This is a genomic window from Citrobacter sp. RHB36-C18 (assembly GCF_013814485.1).
Taxonomy (GTDB): domain Bacteria; phylum Pseudomonadota; class Gammaproteobacteria; order Enterobacterales; family Enterobacteriaceae; genus Citrobacter; species Citrobacter braakii.
This window is the reverse complement of sequence record NZ_CP057125.1, coordinates 2,525,515-2,542,427: the sequence shown is the minus strand read 5'-3', so window position 1 is coordinate 2,542,427 and position 16,913 is coordinate 2,525,515. Positions and strand designations below refer to the sequence as shown.

The window sequence follows — 16,913 nt, the reverse complement described above, 5'->3', positions numbered from 1 at the left end:
TCGCAACTGTCTGATTAATAAACTGACCGTTAAAGTGATGCCGATTTATTATTTTGTCGGGTTATCGCTAATTTTTTTAAACGCGTCACCCCAGCAGCATCGTTAGGTGACGACTAAAAATGGGGGACGTGACGTTGTGGGCGATTGTCACTGCGACAAACACGTGACAAATATAAAAAAATCCACGCCTGGCGTGGATTTAGAGAGAGTGTGAGAACAGGGGATTAACGTTCGTGCTTTGCCATTAGCAATACCAGGTCGACGAGGCGATTAGAGAATCCCCATTCGTTGTCGTACCACGCCAGAATTTTGACCATATTGCCGCCAATCACCAGCGTTGACAGGCCGTCGATGATGGATGAGCGCGGGTCACCCTGGTAATCGCTTGAGACAAGCGGTTCATCGCTATAGCCGAGGATCCCTTTCAGTGGCCCTGTCGCGGCGGCGTCACGAAACGCATTATTGACCTCCTCTGCTGTTACATCCCGCTCAAGCGTTACGGTCAGGTCGACAATGGACACCACCGGAACCGGTACGCGCAGCGAGTAACCGGTTAAGCGACCATCCAGCTCCGGGATGACTTTGCCTAGCGCCTTCGCGGCACCGCTGGAGTAGGGCACAATCGACAATGCAGCGGCGCGGGCACCACGAAGATCTTTTTCCGGCTGGTCGTGCAGCGCCTGGCTGTTGGTATAGGCGTGGGTGGTATTCATCAAACCATGCTTAATGCCGAAATGTTGGTGCAAAACCTGTGCGGCAGGTGCCAGACCGTTAGTGGTGCAGCTACCGTTGCTGACGACAAAGTGTTTATCCGCGGAGTAGAGGTGATCGTTAACGCCCATCACGATGGTTAAATCATCGTTCTTACCGGGGGCGGAGATAATCACTCGTTTTGCGCCACCGCTGTGGATATGCACCGCCGCCTTGTCACGTTCAGTGAAGAAGCCGGTTGCTTCAATGACAATATCGACTTCACGCTGACGCCATGGGATGTTGGCTGGGTCGCGTTCGCTGAACACGGTAATGGATTTACCGTTAACCACCAACTGCCCCTCACCGGCGGTGACGTCGGCGTCGAGTTTACCGAGCAGCGAGTCGTATTTCAGCAGATGCGCCAGCGTTTTACTGTCTGTCAGATCGTTGATTGCCACGATCTGAATCTCCGGGTTACCCAGTGCAGCACGCAATACGTTACGTCCGATACGGCCAAAACCGTTAATACCGACCTTTACCATGATGAACTCCTTATCTGTTGTCTCTGGAGTAAATTTAGGCCGGTCACGGGTTGGCGTAAATGACAAAAAAGGATCATTTTACGCCATTTTACGACAGTGAAAGCGCTGACGATATTCACCAGGCGTCAGGTGAAGCTGTTTTTCAAACAGCCGTCGCAGGTTAATGCTGCTGCCAAATCCTGTTTGTTCGGCGATACGCTCCAGCGTCTCGTTGGTCTGCTCCAGACGCTGTCGTGCTGCGGCCAGACGGGCTTCAGCCACATAGCGTGCCGGTGATACGCCCGTTTCTCGGGTAAACACGCGGGTGAAATTACGCGGACTCATGGCGACTTTTTCCGCCAGTTTATCCACACTGAGATCGGCGGTGAGGTTCTCAAGCAGCCAGGTGAGCAGATCGTTAATCGGGCCCAGGGTGCTGGTCTGCTGAAGGTTGTAGCGGCTAAACTGGAGTTGTCCCCCGGGACGGCGCAGGTACATGACGAAATCCTGAGCGACGTCGCGCGCCAGACTGAAGCCGTAATCTTCTTCAACTAACGCTAACGTCAGGTCAAAGCCGGAACTGACGCCACCTGATGTCCAGATATGTTCGTCCTGGATATAGAGCGGACCGCTTTCGACGCGCACCTTTGGGAATTCTGCCTGCATGGTTTCCAGTAGCTTCCAGTGGGTGGTGGCTCGTCTGCCGTCCAGCAGCCCGGTTTCTGCCAGCAGCATCGCGCCGCCGCAAATGGATGCAATGCGGCGGGCGTGGGGAGCGGCAAGGCGTAGCCAGTCAACCACCGCAATCCCTTCCTGCGGGTTTTGACCTCTGCCAGTGATGATGATGGTATCGAGAGGTTCGCGAGGGTCTATCTCATGCAGTCGATGATCTGCCAGTAGATTTAGGCCGGACTGACCATGGATCACCTGATGCGGTTGCGTTGTCGCTAACTGAACCTGGTAACACGTCTCCGTAGCGCCTTTGGGATGCAGGCGGTTGGCCTGCATCAGAATGTCGGCAATACCGGCGGACTCAAACAGCATACCGCCATCGGGAACAATAATGAGTATCTTCTTCATGTCCTGAAAAGTAATCTTTTTACACAATAAGTCAATATTACATACTCAACTGGAAAAAGCCTTACCCGTGGCGTAGCGACATTACCGCCACAGGCCGATGGTTTGATGTTGACTCAACGGCGTTGCCTGAGCATCTCCCTTGATTAAGAATAGCGTTGCATTGACCCATTAAACTCACCACGAGGGGCTGACGCTCTGCTACACCAAAAATGGTATTGTTCTACAAGTCACTCTCCTGACGAGGTCTTATGAAAATCAGAAGGTTTAGTAATGGAGATGAAATTTCGTTATTCAGCGTCTTTTTATCTTCTGTACATACCCTCGCATCACACTACTACACACAGGAACAAATAGATGCGTGGGCCCCAACGGATATCGACCCGGAACAATGGGCCAATCATATGAAGGAATTACGCCCCTTTGTTGTTGAAGTGGATGGTGAAATAGCTGGATATGCAGATGTTCAGCCAAATGGGTACATTGACCATTTCTTTGTCTCGGGAACCTACCCGAGACAGGGAGTAGGGACACTATTGATGAATCGCATTCATGAAGAAGCCAGACAACGTGGAATTGGCGAACTGACTTCAAATGTCAGTAAGGCTGCGGAGGCGTTCTTTCTACGACACGGCTTTCATGTTGTGGAACGTGGGTTTCCTGCCTGTCGCGGAGTGACATTACAAAATGCACTGATGCGGAAATATTTGGTGAAAAAATAGAAGATAACTGGGCTAAAGGTCCGCGATCAGCGAGGGCGGTCATTGACTTCTAAATTGGCTGTGCTTTTAAGCCACAATCCTGGATGCACCATTAATAAATTTGTGTAAATTCAACCATGTTAAAGAGTAACGCTCAGACAGGTGCCGAAATAAATAATAAGGCAGATCGTTATTTGCCGCCACGTTCAATCGTCTTATAGTATTATCGTGAAAATAATTATTCATTATTAGGTGTGATGAAAAAACATCGCAGAGAGTTATATTAAAATATATGAGTTGGTCGCAAGTGCTGTATGAAAATTATCAATTTCTATAGGTTATTTAAATGAAGGATTATTCATTTTTAAGTTTGATTTTCGTCTTGCGTTATTGATTCATAGGATTTCTCTGAATCTTATTGAGTAATGGGTGATAATTACATTTTATTACCCCTGTTTTGATGAAAAAGCTTTCCATTCTTGAATCATGACTATTCAGTTAGTTATTTTGGCTGAGCTTCCGGCTCTCTCAACTTAACCTTGAAAGAAGAGCTATCACTTGATGAGGAAACAACAATGACGACTTGTACTGCTCCTGGTCATCCATCTTGCTCTATATCTTGTCCAAACGGGTGTATTGCTGTCTATTATGAACCGAATGGTCCTTGCCGCACCATGTGCGCCAACGGTGCAACCCTTGACCTTGATTCAACCCAAAACTACTCAATCCAGATGAGTGATATACTCGCAACAGACCTTGTGGAAATTTTTGGCACATCAATTCCTCTAGATAATTCATTAATTTTGCAGAGTAAAAATACAGTATCACTAAGCTTGCAAAATGTTTCTGTTGAGGAGCTTGTTAAAGCTATTCATAGCGCTTTGTAAGAATAGTAAAGCCAGGTCTTCTGCCTCCGATTGGTTGATTTACAGTAGTGATAATATGTCCGCTCCTGGCACAGGGCTGCTGTTGCAGCCCTGACAACCCTAGACTTCAATCGATTCAGTGATATCTAACGCATCATCGACTTCAATTCCCAGATAACGGACTGAGCTTTCCAGTTTCTTATAGCCCAACAGAAGTTGGATCACCCGGATATTCTTGGTTTTCTTGTAGATAAGGTAAGGTTTTGTTCTTCTCATGGAATGTGTGCTGTACAGCGAATCGTTGAGGCCAAGCTTCACTATCCATCCATGAAAAATATGGCTGTATTGTCGGGTTGAGATATGTTGGCAAGATCCTACCATATGCAACATCAGATATTTTGAGTTTGACCAGATCACAGCCTCGTAGTTTACTGTCAAAGGCCATATTGAACAGAGCTAAATCACGTGTTTTACCTTCCAGTTCAAGCCAGATTCGGATATCCCCAGATATGAGATATCTGAAGTGGTCTTTTTTGGCCGATGATACGGTCTTTGATCCACGGTGACTTTTCATACTCAAATCGCCTGCAATGTGGGAGATTTGAGTATGGTTGTGCCTTATGAGCGAGGGCAGAACTTATATACACATCCCCATTAACTTGAGTATGCTCCTCTGTGAATTTGTTTCGAAAATGATGTCGCTGATGTGTTTCATTCCCTGCTTTTTATAGAATTTTTGAGCACGTTCATTTTGTTCAAGAACCTCCAGCCATAAATATTTTTTCCCCTGACTTCGGGCAAGATCTATGACTTTATTAAACATTAGTTGACCGTAATGCTGATTCGTTTTGGTTGGGGCAAGGTAGAGTTTATTAAGTAAAACACCGCTGATGTCTGTATTCGGGACAGTTGCTTGCCATGTCAGCTTCACAAAACCAATCGGCTGCTCGATTTCAACTATATACCAGCTAATGTTTTTATCATTAATACTCTGCTCAATAACAGGAAGTGAATATTCACCCTCCAAATAATTATCAAATTCTGATTCTGACTTCCACATATGCTTAAAGTGCGCAGTATAGAAGCGGTAGCCAAGCTCATTTAGTAATCCCGAATCGGCTAATGTTGCTTGTCGTATGATTAAAGACATGGGATAGGCCCTTACTTTATGAGAGAAAAGTGATATTAAATTTGTAATATATACGGCCTGTTAAGTCTACATGTCCGTTGTGACTGTCTTACCCTCAAACTTTGAATACGCAATCTAAGGTCTGAAGTTGGTGGAGCTCGACCATTAAGTTATTTTTTATCGATGTTAGCTTCTGGCTCGAAGCAGACAGGCCAACTGATTGCCTGGTCTGCTTTGAGCGAAAATGAAAATACATCTTCCGAACTTGCGGCTGTTCATTCAGGATTTTACAAACAAGCTCATTATTCCCACTGCCAGGGCGCTATAGAAAAGCAACTGATACAGATTCGTCGGCACGTCTGTCCATTTTCTAACGATGCCCAGCGCGACCACGACCAACGCAGCCGGGTAAATGGCGCACAGCACGGGAACCGCCATTGCGGTGAGGGAATTCAGTCCCAGCACGGCAAGTGCTGCTGACACCATCAGGGAGAGCGTCACCAGCAGTCCATAAGACGCACCGGTCGTCTGGTTGAAATAGCGCGCCGTTCCGGTCGTCAGACCAATGGCCGTGACCAGACAGGCGAGGGTAATGATCGCCGCCAACAACACCCGGCCATAAACGCCAAAAACAGTCTCGACATAGGCGCTCATCACCTGCATACCGTTCGTTGCGCCCCGCACCGGGCTGTGGGACCCCATCGACAGATAGCAGATATAAATCACGTTCAGACCTGCAGCGGCGATAAAGGCTGCGGCGGTGGAATGGGTGAAGATGCCCCGCGGATGGTGGATCCCGCGCTGCTTAAGCGTGTGGGTGATAATGGCGCCAAAGCACAGCGCACTGATCACATCCAGGGTCTGATAACCGTTGACAAACCCTGTATCGAATGCGCGAGTTTGATACGCGGTTGTGGCGGTCGTGAGGTCACCAATCGGATGTAACCAGGCACATATGCCGATAAAAATCAGGGCACTAATTTTAATGGGCGAAAGGAAGAAACCGACGATTTCCAGCAGTTTTCCGGGTTTAGCCAGCGTCGCGCCAGCAAGGCCAAAGAACGCGGCGGAAAATATAATCTTCTGCATCAGGGAACTAGCTGCGCCATCGGTGATGACCTCGTAGCTAATCGTCGCGGTGCGTGGCGTACCAAATAAAACCCCCAGCGTTAAAAAGCAAATGCCAATAAAAATCAGGCTCGGCCATTTGCCTAAGGGTTTCGTTAATTCCGCGATATCACCGCCATTAATGGCAAGGGAAATAATCGCCAGCGCCGGGAACAGAACCGCTGTGATGATAAAGCCAAAGCCTGCATTAAAGGCGTTTGCGCCAGCCTGCATGCCGACCAGCGGCGGGAATATAATATTGCCTGCACCCAAAAAAAGCGCAAGGGTCATCCCGCCAAGAGCCATTGTCTCTGGCAATGAAAGTCTGGTGTTTGCTGTCATTATTAACTCTTATTTTATATAAACATCATGCTTTGGAAGGCGTGGTCATTATATGCCTGGTTACTGTTCCGGTCATACATCGTCATTACAACTGGAATATTCCTTCGATGGTCATACGAGCGAAGCCATGCAATTCCACGCGCCCGTCATCCCGAACCACGCAGCGCAACGCCCCTTTACGCTTCCCGCCTTGTTGAGCGGTCAGGACATTTTTACCCGTACGCGCCGCCCAGAACGGGGCGAGGAAAGTGTGTGCCGACCCGGTGACGGGATCTTCGTTCACGCCGACCTGCGGGCCGAACCAACGGGACACAAAATCAAACTGGTTATCAGCGGCGGTCACGATCACGCCGCGGGTGTCGAATACCGCCAGCTTGTTGAAGTCAGGATTAAGCCCGTCGATGATGGTTTTGTCATCGACCAGTACAATCAGATCGTCCGATTTCCACACCCCGATAACACCGTCGGTAATGCCGAGGGCTGCCAGCAGCCCATCAGGAGTATCAATCTTTATGGCCGATTTAGCCGGGAAGTCCATGCAGAGTTCGTCCCCGTTCTTACTCACCGTCAACAGGCCGCTGCGGGTGTGGAAGCTGATAGTTTCTTGTTGGTAGCCAAGCTTGTTGAACAGCACCCAGGATGCAGCGAGAGTGGCATGACCGCACAAATCCACTTCAACCGCAGGCGTACACCAGCGCAGTTGATAACCCTCCTCGAACGGCACAAAAAACGCGGTTTCAGAAAGATTATTCTCCGTGGCGATGGCTTGCAGAACAGCGTCAGGCAGCCACGCAGTTAACGGACAAACGCCCGCCGGGTTGCCGCCAAAAGGTTGAGAGGTGAAAGCATCAACCTGATAAAAAGGAATTACTGTGGTGTCAGACTTTGTCATTTAATTTATCCAGATAGTTGTAAACGGTGTATCGGGTGACGCCCAGCGCTTTAGCGACATGATTAACGCTGCCTTTAATCTTGAAAAAGCCCTGAGCATGTATTTCAGAAATAACCCGTTTTCTGAAATCAATTTTATTTTCTGAACCCGTGGGTCTGAATTTCGAAATAACGTCATCCAGAGATTTATCCTGAATATCACCTAGCGGATTTTCCGGCGTTTCAGCCGCGGCGGCCGGATGGAGTAAATAGTCCAGGTCGCGTTTGAGTTTTGATACCACATCCATATCGACGTTAATGCAAAAAGCCACTAACGGCACGCCGTCCTTGCTGTAATAAATCGTCGATGCGCTATTCAACGTGGTGCCAGAGAGAGTGGTGGTGGTATATCCACTGAATACCTGACTGGGAACACGCTGCGAAGCATCCAGTAAACCTAAAAATCCCGTGTCATTTTCCGGGCCGGACAACAGCGCATCACCGGGTTTCCTGCCGCTGACGTGTCCATTAATGATGTTTATCACGGACGATTCGGGGCGGGTAAGGTCATGCAGAACCGCTTCTGTGTTTAAGGGAAGCGTGGTTCTCAATGCCTCAAGCGAAGCCGTCAAAATAGTGATTAAACGTTCACGTTCGTCTTTCATTTTGCTCTCTCCATCAGACAACGGCCTGGACTTCTATTTCGACGTCTAAATCAAATGCAAGGTGGCTGGTGACGACGCTCCTTGCGGGGAAACCTTCCGGGAAGAACGCGCTGTAAGCAACATTGAATTCGCTAAAGTGCTCCATGCTGCTTAACCAAACCTGGACTTTCACAATGTGGTTCAGCGTCGTATGCGCCCGCGCCAGAGTTTCCCGGATGGCGTGCATGATATGCCGGGTCTGCTGGGTGACAGATCCATACAACGGTTCACCTTCGGGGCTCATGGCGACATGGCCTGAAAGAAAAACAAACCCGTTCACCTGCACGGCGTCTGAAAAGGGAAAAGGCTTGGTCGTGGGGTAGCGTACGATAGACATGTGTCAGATTTGCCCTAAAGAAAGTGTAGTAGCACGGTAGCATGACTTTATTTTTAATTAAACAAAATTATTATTTTAAACATTTGTTGATTTTGTGGTTTTCATGCATCGCCACTAGCTGAGCATCGACAGATGCTTTGTTGACGGGAGGGGACATGTTCTGACCCGCGTTTAAGTTCTGTAAGGACAAGCTCGTCTGTTTCTGGTACTGAACGGATAAGCTAACTGAGCGAATGTCCGTTGTGGGCGAGGAGCGGAAGTTAGTCTCGTAAGCACAAAAGCAGTCAGTCGGAAGCTCTATAAAAGTGAATGATTCGTTTTGCAGGGATACTTACACCGCCAGTTAGTTTGAAAATGGTGCAATTTCTCAACACAGGGTTTACCCAGATAGCTATGTCACCACCTCCTATTTTTGAAGGCAACGACTATTACAGCGTCTCTGAAGAATTTTTTAGCAAATTACCAGCTGATCTAAGAGCGCCTTTTGAACAAATAATGAAGAAAGGGGCGGAGATTATTAGCGGTTGCGATAAAGAGATTGAAAGTCTGATTAGACTTATAAAGGTAATACCTACTACAACAAGCCTTAGTTACATTTATCGTCGGCTTCGTACGACCAAGTTTGAAATCACTACTGAATCGATGATGGAACAGGAGATGTTAACAACCGCTTTTGTGGTCAGCTACGCACGTTTGTTCGCCAAAAGCAATGGCACTTGCGTTCTCCAGCGGAATGATCTCCCTGTCCACCTACGGGCTGTTCATGATGAGCTGTATAAAATTCGCAACGAACGTTATGCTCATAACGGAGGTCATAACCCCCTACAGCGGCCTCGTCGGCTTACTGGTTTTAGCGCTATTACCTTCTATAACCTCTCTTTTGCGGTAGATAACTATTGCAGGGATCGTTTGGATGAGCAACATGCGTATAATATGGCTTGCCATCACAAAACTCGCATTCGCGTTAAGCGCCAGTGCCGCAAAGGACATTGATTCCACGCTCCCGGGAACCAGGAGAGCATCAATAAATAAAATGGATAATCCAGAAGATGCGCCGCTGTAAATGCCATCATGACCGTCACACCCAGTCCAATAGCAATGAGCTGTATTGAAGACCAAAGATGACGCAAAAATGCAGTCAACGTAAACGCAATAAAATGATGCCCCAGTAATATGCCCATCAGGATCATACTGAACTGATTGAAAATATCGGGAAAAAACACAGTCTGAGATGACAAAGGGTGCAGGAGTGCTGCACAAAGCAACGACGTGATCATAAAGGGCGCAGGAAAGTGGAAGCGTTCAAGGCATTTGCCCAACACATAGCCCGCAAAGACAATACCCAATAGCCAGAGCACATTAGTCGTTGCAAACAATACAGGCGGCATGGCCATATGGGTTTGCGCACCGCCGGTAATATATCCGGCAAATAAGGTCAATGTGATGAGCCGTAGCGAGTGCGAAATGATAATTTTTTGCGGCGGCGTTTTAACATGGGACGCTAGCGCTAATACCGCTGCCATTGCCCCCGGAACGGCGCCCAATAACGCCTCTTTCTTACTCCAGCGTAATCGGTGAATACACCACAAGTAGCATGCGGTGAATTGCAGGGATAAGCATACTAATAACAACACCAGTAAAAATGCGATATTTCCTTGCGCCCCAAAAGAAAAATCGCGAAATAAAAGACCAATTGACGTACCAAGAGAGAGTTGAATCACCGTCAGGCTGCCCGGCAGCACTGGCACAGAAAGACCGGTACGTTTTAACACCAGCACGGTAATAAGGGGGCCAAACATCATACCTAACGGAACGTTGCAATAGGTAAAACCCAACCCAGCCAGGATACAAAGAGCAAAACCTAACAATAATTTCATACACCTTTCTCCTGGCTACCGGGAGTGTTTAATACTCAGTGAACGGTTTCGTTAACCCAAAGGGTATTTTCAGCAACCCATTGGGTCAATGCATCAAGACGTTCGTGTATTTCCCGGCTGGACTCCGCTTGAACAATAGCACTCACGATCTCGCCATTTGTTAATTTCATCGCGTCATATTGGCGGCCGACGACACCTGTTGCCCGATATTTAACCACAAAAGGCAATGGACATTTTTCCGCAATAGAGAGGAGCGTGCCCTGTGCAGGCGGCACATTTAATTGGCCAACCCGTAAAACGGGTTGTCTTTGCGATAAATCCTGCGGATAGATTTCGCATAAACTGGCTTTAAGCCAGGTCATTCGAGGATCAAGACCAAAAGCGGCCCCTAATTCTTCATTGACAAAGCAGCCACCTAATCGGCAAGCAAGCTCGCCAAAAATAATGTTGTTATCTTTATCAACAAAAACTTCAAGGTGAAGCAATGCGTTTTCTTCCGTTGGAAAAACCTCTTCAGCAAGATATTTGGTGTAGGCAATCAGTTTACGATGCAGCGGCGTGTCATCTTCCATAACCAGACCTAATGTTTTCCCGGATAGAAAATCCAGGCAGGAGACGGTTGCACGAGATGCAGAAACAAATATTGCCTTTCCTTTTAAATACAACGCATTAATTTGATAAGCTTCGCCTTCGATAAATTTTTCAATGAGCAGATTGTGATACTCTGGCGGCTTAACCTGCGCCAGATATTTATAAAGCTGGCCTTCATTTTTAAGAACCACCACGCCCTGTGATCCACGCCCATCATTAGGTTTGATGACGCAGGGATATCCCTGTTCGGCAATGAATCGCGCCATCGCAGTCGCACTGTCGACGCGTGCCATAGCAGGAACCGCTAACTGATGAGACTGAACAAGCGATTTCATCATAAATTTATCACGGAAGAACATGGCCTTTTTTTCACGGTCGTGTGTCAAACCCAGACGATCGCTGATTCGCGCGGCCCTCAGAACATCGATTTCGGCGAGGTAAAAGATACCCGTTGCTTTATTGTCCTGGGCGTAGTGGTAAATATCCATTTCCACGAAGGGATTATCATTAAAGTTTTCATAAAAAAGGAAAGAAAAACCTGCCCCCATATGATCAAGAATATTATCGATCTGGCTTGCGCACGTTGCAATCAGAACCGGGGCCACTGATTGCAATGACTGCCACTCTTCACGTGAGTGCTGAAAAATAATTTTTGGTGGACACAGCAATATATTCATTGTTTTTCTCATTCAATATCAAATGTAATGACAAATACATCCCGATAACCTTTTCCTGGCAACAAAGGAACCACTGCCGCGGTATAATGCTGATAATTCACATCATTGAATATTACTGCATCGCCCGCATGCAGTTTGAACGTAGAGGCATCATTGCCCCCATCATGATTAGGAATAAGCGTGGTTTCTCCACCAGTCACATTCTCAATTTCGCTGCAATAGATTGCAATGTACTTAAAACCATCTTTATGAATACCCTCTGGAGCGGGTTATCCAGGCCTTCGGTCATCTGTCGTTATTCTTATTTGATGAATGCCAATATTGTAAGTCGTGTCTGGAAGCAATGGTAAAAGCTTACGAAACACCAGATTCATCACTTCTTCAGCAACGTCTTGTTTTATTTCTGGGTATTTTCTTGCAATACCGCCAGCGTAATTGTTCAGTTTTTCCGCTTGAAAAAACTCACCCACTGCGCACAGATCAAAATACTTTTCACGTCCGGCCCTGGCCTGCATGTAACTTCTGAACCGAAAAATACCATCTTCAGCCTTAAGCCATGGATCGGGTAGTAATTCATCAAAACTATTTTTGACTTTCGCTGAAGTCTTCCCCAGTCGAATATGATGATAGGCGTGCATAGATAACGTCCTTAATACGGTAGTTTGAGCAGTCTACTTATAAGATATGAAATGCATATCCAACAATAAATAATATTGCAGACTCTTTTATACTGATAATCTATGGGCAAAAGTAAGGAGGCAGGCTCCTTACTTTTTAAATAACTCTACTTGCTTTTTTTACGTAACTCCGTCACTGGCACGCCACCAATTCCCCAGTTATCAGTCTCCACTTCATCAATGACCACGATGGTTGTGCTGGGGTTTTTATTCAGGACATCAACCAATAGTTGTGTCACTCCCTCCATTAATTTTTTCTTTTGCTGATCGGTAGCACCTTCATTAGTAATTTTAATATTTACGTAGGGCATATGAACTCCTTTTATTAGATAATTTTTGACATTGCACCAAGATAAACAAGTGCAAAGAGATTAAACGATAGAACATAACCGTAGTGCATTTTAAAACTGGTGTTACTGGGTGATACATTCAGACTGTTTGCGGCGAAAATAGCATTGATCGATACGGGAGAAATAAGCTGAGTTGCAATAAATAAGCAAATCCATATCTGATAATCAACCATCCCCCCCGTAAGATAATCAGAAAATATCGACCATGCGATACTAAAGATAATCAGTGGATGGATACCTAATAAACCAAAAAGCGGTACGATGAACAAAATAATCGCGTAGATCTGCAACGTTGTCAGCCCGCCAACATAAGCAGTGATACCCTCAGGTACATGGGAAAAAAGCAGCCAACAAACTGAGGTCAACACACTACAGCTTAAAAGCAACAATACCTCACCGGATATATTCTGTGCTGATTCAGTTAATTGCTCAGCCCAGGGTTTATCTTTTTTAACCAGATGATCGACAACAAAGAGCACAACTGCTGTAAAGGCAATACTTTGCAGTGAATTAAGATTCAGTACCGTTAATGAAAAAATGAATACTCCCCAGAACAGACCTACACATAGCAGGATATACCGCATCCCATCACGGCTGGGTGTCACCGTCTCGTTTTCAGCGATTACCGTCACTTTTGCGCTTTGGTTGAACAAGATACTGAATAAAAAGAGAGGGATACCCACCAGCATCGCCTTAAGATGCGGTACGTCAGGCATTGCCGCCCAAACGGCAGCAGCGCCGATGGTGGTTGGCATCAGTACCATCGTAATGCATACGGTGCGCGTAATAATCTTTGCCAGGTTGAATCTTGGCCCAATAACTGACTTGAGGCCATCGAGCAGCAATGATATTGCCCCCAGACTCATTGGCCATGTTAAGAACGCCGTCAATAACGTAACCCCAAAAGTCATGTTCGATGTTTTTCTACGCGAAAAATATCCTCCCAGAACAGCTGTAAAATTAAGAGAGGCCATGACTTGTCGTAATAAGGCAATACCAACAAGCAGTAAAATCACATCAAAATATCGCGAAAAAATTGCAGGGAGCACAATGCCTTTCAGGTTGTTTGTAGCAAGAAGAAACATCATCGAGCAGAGAAAAATAATCACACCACTTCTGGCGGATGATTTTTTTGACCAGAAAGCAAATGTCGATGCGAAGTAGAGCACGGCGGTAACTCCCGCAATAGCCGACATCGCCGCATGTTTATCCGTCAACGCACAAGCGAACAGAAATACCAGCAATGATGTTATCGCTAACGCAGGTTGCAATGATTGCCACGCCTTGCCACGGGCCTGGATTTGCTCAGTCTGCATTTATCGCTACCTCTGGCTGAGCCTGCCGCACCATCATTTGATGATACATATCTGCGACACAACGGCCTGCATCAACCAGGAATCTTGAATTAACCAGCGGACGTGGCAGGACGTAGGTGTAAAAATTCGCGCCTTCCGCAGGATTGCCCAGCACCCAAAAAGCCGTCTGCGCTTCCCCCATGCGATTAATAGGATGCTGGCATTGATCGATATCCAGCCCACCCGGGTGATACCCCTCATTCATAAATGGACGAACAATACCATTGGCTGTCATATTTCTGATTAACGGTGAAGCGTCATGTAGTGGCGAAAAACTGGCAATTTTCGCCTTGATTAAAACATCAGCCTGAATCTCAGTACTCTCTTCTTTAAAAGGTGAGTGAACTTCGAATTTTCCTTCGCAGTCGTTCAATACTAACCTTGAATCTTTACCACCGGCCAGACTCACCACATTCGCTTCCATTAATGCTAATAGTTGTTCATTTCTTAACTTCGGCGGGCCAACGGCAATGCGGTTAAAAATAGGATTAAAATGCTCAAGGAAATACTGATGTGACCGCGATTCAAGCCCTGAATTATCAATCGCTTCTCGTAAAATATCCCTGACATCACGAATAATGTCTGTCGCCGCTTTGATCGGGCCATGGACATTGCCCTCCTCAGACTCCTGGAGATCTTTACGCAGGAAATACATAAACCATTGAGTATAATCCTTTAAACTCAGATGTTCCTGCGATTGATGTGGATAAAGCACACTGTCAATTACCGCGATGTCTTCAGCGCTCGGTTCATAAGAGCCAGCATCTAACCACTGCCCATTTAGGGTTGAACGATAGGCATAACACATTTCTTTATGCAGTAAGGGGAAAACTTGTTCAAGAAAATCGATTTTTGAAGATCCTTTCTCAAACACATTTTTCAACCGCAATTCTCTGATAGCCATTGCCGTTAAGAAGCGTGGGGAGTACTGCCCAGAAACGCCTTTTTGATTCGCGCCGCGACTGCTAAAAGGTAGAGCCTTACGTGAATAGATAAAAATACCCGGTTCTTTTCCGGAAGGATGATAGCGAAGCTCACCATCTTCCCGGCTAAATTTTCCACCCCTGCCGATAGTGAGTTGCGAAATGACATCATAGGCAGTCAGACCAATACCCTGAACAATCACATTTGATTCCGCTGTTATTTTATTCAAATTATTTATTGGATAAGGAGTCGAATAGTAGTCCAGGCGTTCATTTTTCTTATAATTATTGGCAATAAATCGTTCAACAAGATGATCGTCAAACGTTTTGGCGTTGTCGCTGTGACCAGTGGTTAAATAGACGTAATCGGCCACCACACGCTGACTGTCTTCCAAGACAATAATAGACTTCGCATCGTCCTGAATCAGAATGTTGTTGGCCTGCTGATTTATCTGTGTAACCGAGATATTGTCAGGCAAACTTTTGATAATTTCGTGATAAAACCAATTTAAGTATTCACCTAATAATCGACGAGGTAAATAATCGTTGGCGTCAATTGGTTTGCCAGCCACGTCTTTTAAATAACGGCCATCAACATTTTTATAGCCCTGCTCATTAGCCCACTGATGAAAACATGGCCCTGAACGGAAAGATCCGGCATTTTTTACCGTCGCATCACCAAATAATGTTATCTGGCAAGCAACGGTGTTAACCAATAAATGGTCGGGCTGCGATAAACTGTGCGCACCTACACCCATCGCATTTTTATCAACGATAACAATATTAATATGTTCATTCTGTTTACGTTGTGCATGCTGAGCACAAATCCTTTCCAGAATACTAAGCCCCCGAGGCCCCATTCCTATAATAGCAACGGTTGTCTTTTTCATTCTTTGCTCCAACTTTGAGAGTATTTAACTTTGCTGTGTTGAACATAGCTAATCCCTGCTGCGATAAATAACGCACAAGCGCCAGATAATATTGAAATAGTCATCCCGTTTTTATTGTTCTGAAACGCACTCACGATTAATGGTCCGGCAATTTGCCCAATGCCATATGTTAACGTCACCAGACCCAGAAGATTAATTTTCTGTGGTGCAGAAATCTTTTTCGCGAGTGGCATAACGAGAGAACTGGTTCCCATGAAAGTTGCACCAAAGCCAATACAACTCAAGGTCAATAAAAGCGGGGAATGGATAAACGAGGCCATCACAACGCAGCTCGCCTGCACAATTAAGTTAACACTCAGGCAGGACAATATGCTCCACTTGCGTGCAGCCCATAACCAACCATAGCATCCTGGGATAACGGCAAGGCCAACAATAGACCAGATATGGTTGGCCAGAAATTCATTACCCACTCCCCGGGCCATTAAAGGGAGATAAGTAGCTACAATGATATAACCGAAGCCTGCCAGTCCATATAACAATGCTAAATTCCACCACTGGATGTTCGGCTCGGATGACGAAGCTTTTTTCTGAGGAGGTAGAACGTGTTTATTTGCAGGCAGCAAGATAATCAGCGCGATGAAGAGTACAGCTGAAATGATTGACGCGCCGATCCATAGTAGCTTTGAATTTAATGCATATGCGATACCGGCTATAACATATTCGTTGCCTATAAAAATACCCACCCCGACGCCGGCAAACAAAGAAGCAATGACAAACGGATTATGGGTATGCTGTAGCATAAGCATCGACCCGAATATCATCATGCCTGCGCTGGCAACACCGGCGAAAAATCGAATAACAATTACTATATCAGGGTGCGTGACTACTGCCATCGCAAAAATAAGTAGGCCGGTGACTAATGCAGCACAAATTAACATCGTTTTGATATTCTTCAGGCCACCAAAAATACCAAACGAGAACAGGAGGCTGCCAACCAGGTATCCGGCGTAATTCGCGCTTGCGATTAACGATAATTGCGAAAAATTAAAAATGCCTTCATGCAACATGACCGGCAGCATCGGAGTATATAAAAACCGACCAATTCCCATCCCCAGCGTTAAAACAATCATACCGAAGACAGCCGTGCTCAACTGGCGATGGCCAATAACATTGTGATCAAGATCCATTTTTCAGGCTCAATATGTCAATCAGATTTGATTGTTATG

The 16,913-nt window shown here is 46.2% G+C and carries 15 protein-coding genes and 3 pseudogenes; 3 read left to right on the top strand and 15 right to left on the bottom strand.

The window, feature by feature from the left end; genetic code table 11:
- Positions 1–224: 224 nt before the first annotated feature.
- Positions 225–1,235 carry a type I glyceraldehyde-3-phosphate dehydrogenase gene (gene gap, locus HVZ52_RS12105; protein WP_181598280.1) on the bottom strand — a complete coding sequence of 337 codons (1,011 nt, stop codon included), beginning with the start codon at positions 1,233–1,235 and terminating at the stop codon, positions 225–227.
- Between the two features lie 78 nt (positions 1,236–1,313).
- Positions 1,314–2,294 (bottom strand): helix-turn-helix domain-containing protein, encoded by a 981-nt coding sequence (locus tag HVZ52_RS12100; RefSeq protein ID WP_181598279.1) that lies wholly within the window; start codon positions 2,292–2,294, stop codon positions 1,314–1,316.
- Between the two features lie 248 nt (positions 2,295–2,542).
- Between HVZ52_RS12100 and HVZ52_RS12095 the strand changes: the two genes are divergently transcribed.
- On the top strand, positions 2,543–3,013 hold the full coding sequence (locus HVZ52_RS12095; RefSeq protein ID WP_019076706.1) for a GNAT family N-acetyltransferase: 471 nt from the start codon (positions 2,543–2,545) through the stop codon (positions 3,011–3,013).
- Between the two features lie 554 nt (positions 3,014–3,567).
- The gene (locus tag HVZ52_RS12090; protein WP_153646506.1) at positions 3,568–3,879 is read left to right on the top strand and encodes a hypothetical protein; all 312 of its coding nucleotides are present in this window, start codon (positions 3,568–3,570) and stop codon (positions 3,877–3,879) included.
- Between the two features lie 99 nt (positions 3,880–3,978).
- Here the strand turns inward: HVZ52_RS12090 and HVZ52_RS12085 are convergent.
- The 6 genes and pseudogenes from HVZ52_RS12085 to HVZ52_RS12060 all read right to left on the bottom strand — a co-directional run bounded on the left by HVZ52_RS12085 (position 3,979) and on the right by HVZ52_RS12060 (position 8,347).
- A pseudogene (locus tag HVZ52_RS12085) lies at positions 3,979–4,415 on the bottom strand (integrase).
- An 80-nt stretch (positions 4,416–4,495) separates the two neighbouring features.
- Complete coding sequence (locus HVZ52_RS12080; RefSeq protein WP_047499599.1) at positions 4,496–5,008, bottom strand: GNAT family N-acetyltransferase; 513 nt, start codon at positions 5,006–5,008, stop codon at positions 4,496–4,498.
- A 258-nt stretch (positions 5,009–5,266) separates the two neighbouring features.
- Positions 5,267–6,436, bottom strand: a complete 1,170-nt coding sequence (brnQ, locus tag HVZ52_RS12075; RefSeq protein WP_115190619.1) for a branched-chain amino acid transport system II carrier protein — start codon at positions 6,434–6,436, stop codon at positions 5,267–5,269.
- Between the two features lie 85 nt (positions 6,437–6,521).
- Positions 6,522–7,328 (bottom strand): PhzF family phenazine biosynthesis protein, encoded by an 807-nt coding sequence (locus tag HVZ52_RS12070; RefSeq protein ID WP_047358845.1) that lies wholly within the window; start codon positions 7,326–7,328, stop codon positions 6,522–6,524.
- Positions 7,315–7,971 (bottom strand): PAS domain-containing protein, encoded by a 657-nt coding sequence (locus tag HVZ52_RS12065; protein WP_047358844.1) that lies wholly within the window; start codon positions 7,969–7,971, stop codon positions 7,315–7,317. Before HVZ52_RS12065 ends, HVZ52_RS12070 begins: the two co-directional genes overlap by 14 nt.
- A gap of 13 nt (positions 7,972–7,984) precedes the next feature.
- Entirely contained in the window at positions 7,985–8,347 is a 363-nt protein-coding gene (locus HVZ52_RS12060; RefSeq protein ID WP_032947028.1) for a RidA family protein, read from the bottom strand.
- A gap of 309 nt (positions 8,348–8,656) precedes the next feature.
- On the opposite strand from HVZ52_RS12060, the gene HVZ52_RS23165 reads away from it, so the two are divergent.
- Positions 8,657–9,340 (top strand): hypothetical protein, encoded by a 684-nt coding sequence (locus HVZ52_RS23165; RefSeq protein WP_249417935.1) that lies wholly within the window; start codon positions 8,657–8,659, stop codon positions 9,338–9,340.
- Here HVZ52_RS23165 and HVZ52_RS12050 read toward each other — a convergent pair.
- The 7 genes and pseudogenes from HVZ52_RS12050 to HVZ52_RS12020 form a co-directional block, all read right to left on the bottom strand.
- Positions 9,296–10,146: pseudogene (locus HVZ52_RS12050) on the bottom strand (AbrB family transcriptional regulator); the annotation flags it as partial. The gene HVZ52_RS23165 and the pseudogene HVZ52_RS12050 overlap by 45 nt on opposite strands.
- Before the next feature lie 113 nt (positions 10,147–10,259).
- Entirely contained in the window at positions 10,260–11,492 is a 1,233-nt protein-coding gene (locus tag HVZ52_RS12045) for an ATP-grasp domain-containing protein (RefSeq protein WP_075849150.1), read from the bottom strand.
- Positions 11,493–11,500: 8 nt separating this feature from the next.
- Positions 11,501–12,130, bottom strand: a pseudogene (locus HVZ52_RS12040) (2OG-Fe dioxygenase family protein).
- Between the two features lie 146 nt (positions 12,131–12,276).
- Positions 12,277–12,480, bottom strand: coding sequence for a 4-oxalocrotonate tautomerase family protein (locus HVZ52_RS12035; protein ID WP_016152960.1), 204 nt, complete (start codon positions 12,478–12,480; stop codon positions 12,277–12,279).
- Between the two features lie 14 nt (positions 12,481–12,494).
- Positions 12,495–13,835 carry a hypothetical protein gene (locus tag HVZ52_RS12030; protein WP_047417697.1) on the bottom strand — a complete coding sequence of 447 codons (1,341 nt, stop codon included), beginning with the start codon at positions 13,833–13,835 and terminating at the stop codon, positions 12,495–12,497.
- The gene (locus tag HVZ52_RS12025) at positions 13,825–15,687 is read right to left on the bottom strand and encodes an FAD/NAD(P)-binding domain-containing protein (protein ID WP_049040505.1); all 1,863 of its coding nucleotides are present in this window, start codon (positions 15,685–15,687) and stop codon (positions 13,825–13,827) included. The genes HVZ52_RS12030 and HVZ52_RS12025 overlap by 11 nt, the downstream gene beginning before the upstream one ends.
- Positions 15,684–16,874 (bottom strand): MFS transporter, encoded by a 1,191-nt coding sequence (locus HVZ52_RS12020; RefSeq protein WP_046276354.1) that lies wholly within the window; start codon positions 16,872–16,874, stop codon positions 15,684–15,686. The genes HVZ52_RS12025 and HVZ52_RS12020 overlap by 4 nt, the downstream gene beginning before the upstream one ends.
- Positions 16,875–16,913: the final 39 nt, after the last annotated feature.

Bases quoted from the DNA above. Each gene is read 5' to 3' on its own strand.
- gap (WP_181598280.1), bottom strand. From the start codon at position 1,235: ATGGTAAAGGTCGGTATTAACGGTTTTGGCCGTATCGGACGTAACGTA.
- HVZ52_RS12100 (WP_181598279.1), bottom strand. From the start codon at position 2,294: ATGAAGAAGATACTCATTATTGTTCCCGATGGCGGTATGCTGTTTGAG.
- HVZ52_RS12095 (WP_019076706.1), top strand. From the start codon at position 2,543: ATGAAAATCAGAAGGTTTAGTAATGGAGATGAAATTTCGTTATTCAGC.
- HVZ52_RS12090 (WP_153646506.1), top strand. From the start codon at position 3,568: ATGACGACTTGTACTGCTCCTGGTCATCCATCTTGCTCTATATCTTGT.
- HVZ52_RS12080 (WP_047499599.1), bottom strand. From the start codon at position 5,008: ATGTCTTTAATCATACGACAAGCAACATTAGCCGATTCGGGATTACTA.
- brnQ (WP_115190619.1), bottom strand. From the start codon at position 6,436: ATGACAGCAAACACCAGACTTTCATTGCCAGAGACAATGGCTCTTGGC.
- HVZ52_RS12070 (WP_047358845.1), bottom strand. From the start codon at position 7,328: ATGACAAAGTCTGACACCACAGTAATTCCTTTTTATCAGGTTGATGCT.
- HVZ52_RS12065 (WP_047358844.1), bottom strand. From the start codon at position 7,971: ATGAAAGACGAACGTGAACGTTTAATCACTATTTTGACGGCTTCGCTT.
- HVZ52_RS12060 (WP_032947028.1), bottom strand. From the start codon at position 8,347: ATGTCTATCGTACGCTACCCCACGACCAAGCCTTTTCCCTTTTCAGAC.
- HVZ52_RS23165 (WP_249417935.1), top strand. From the start codon at position 8,657: ATGATTCGTTTTGCAGGGATACTTACACCGCCAGTTAGTTTGAAAATG.
- HVZ52_RS12045 (WP_075849150.1), bottom strand. From the start codon at position 11,492: ATGAATATATTGCTGTGTCCACCAAAAATTATTTTTCAGCACTCACGT.
- HVZ52_RS12035 (WP_016152960.1), bottom strand. From the start codon at position 12,480: ATGCCCTACGTAAATATTAAAATTACTAATGAAGGTGCTACCGATCAG.
- HVZ52_RS12030 (WP_047417697.1), bottom strand. From the start codon at position 13,835: ATGCAGACTGAGCAAATCCAGGCCCGTGGCAAGGCGTGGCAATCATTG.
- HVZ52_RS12025 (WP_049040505.1), bottom strand. From the start codon at position 15,687: ATGAAAAAGACAACCGTTGCTATTATAGGAATGGGGCCTCGGGGGCTT.
- HVZ52_RS12020 (WP_046276354.1), bottom strand. From the start codon at position 16,874: ATGGATCTTGATCACAATGTTATTGGCCATCGCCAGTTGAGCACGGCT.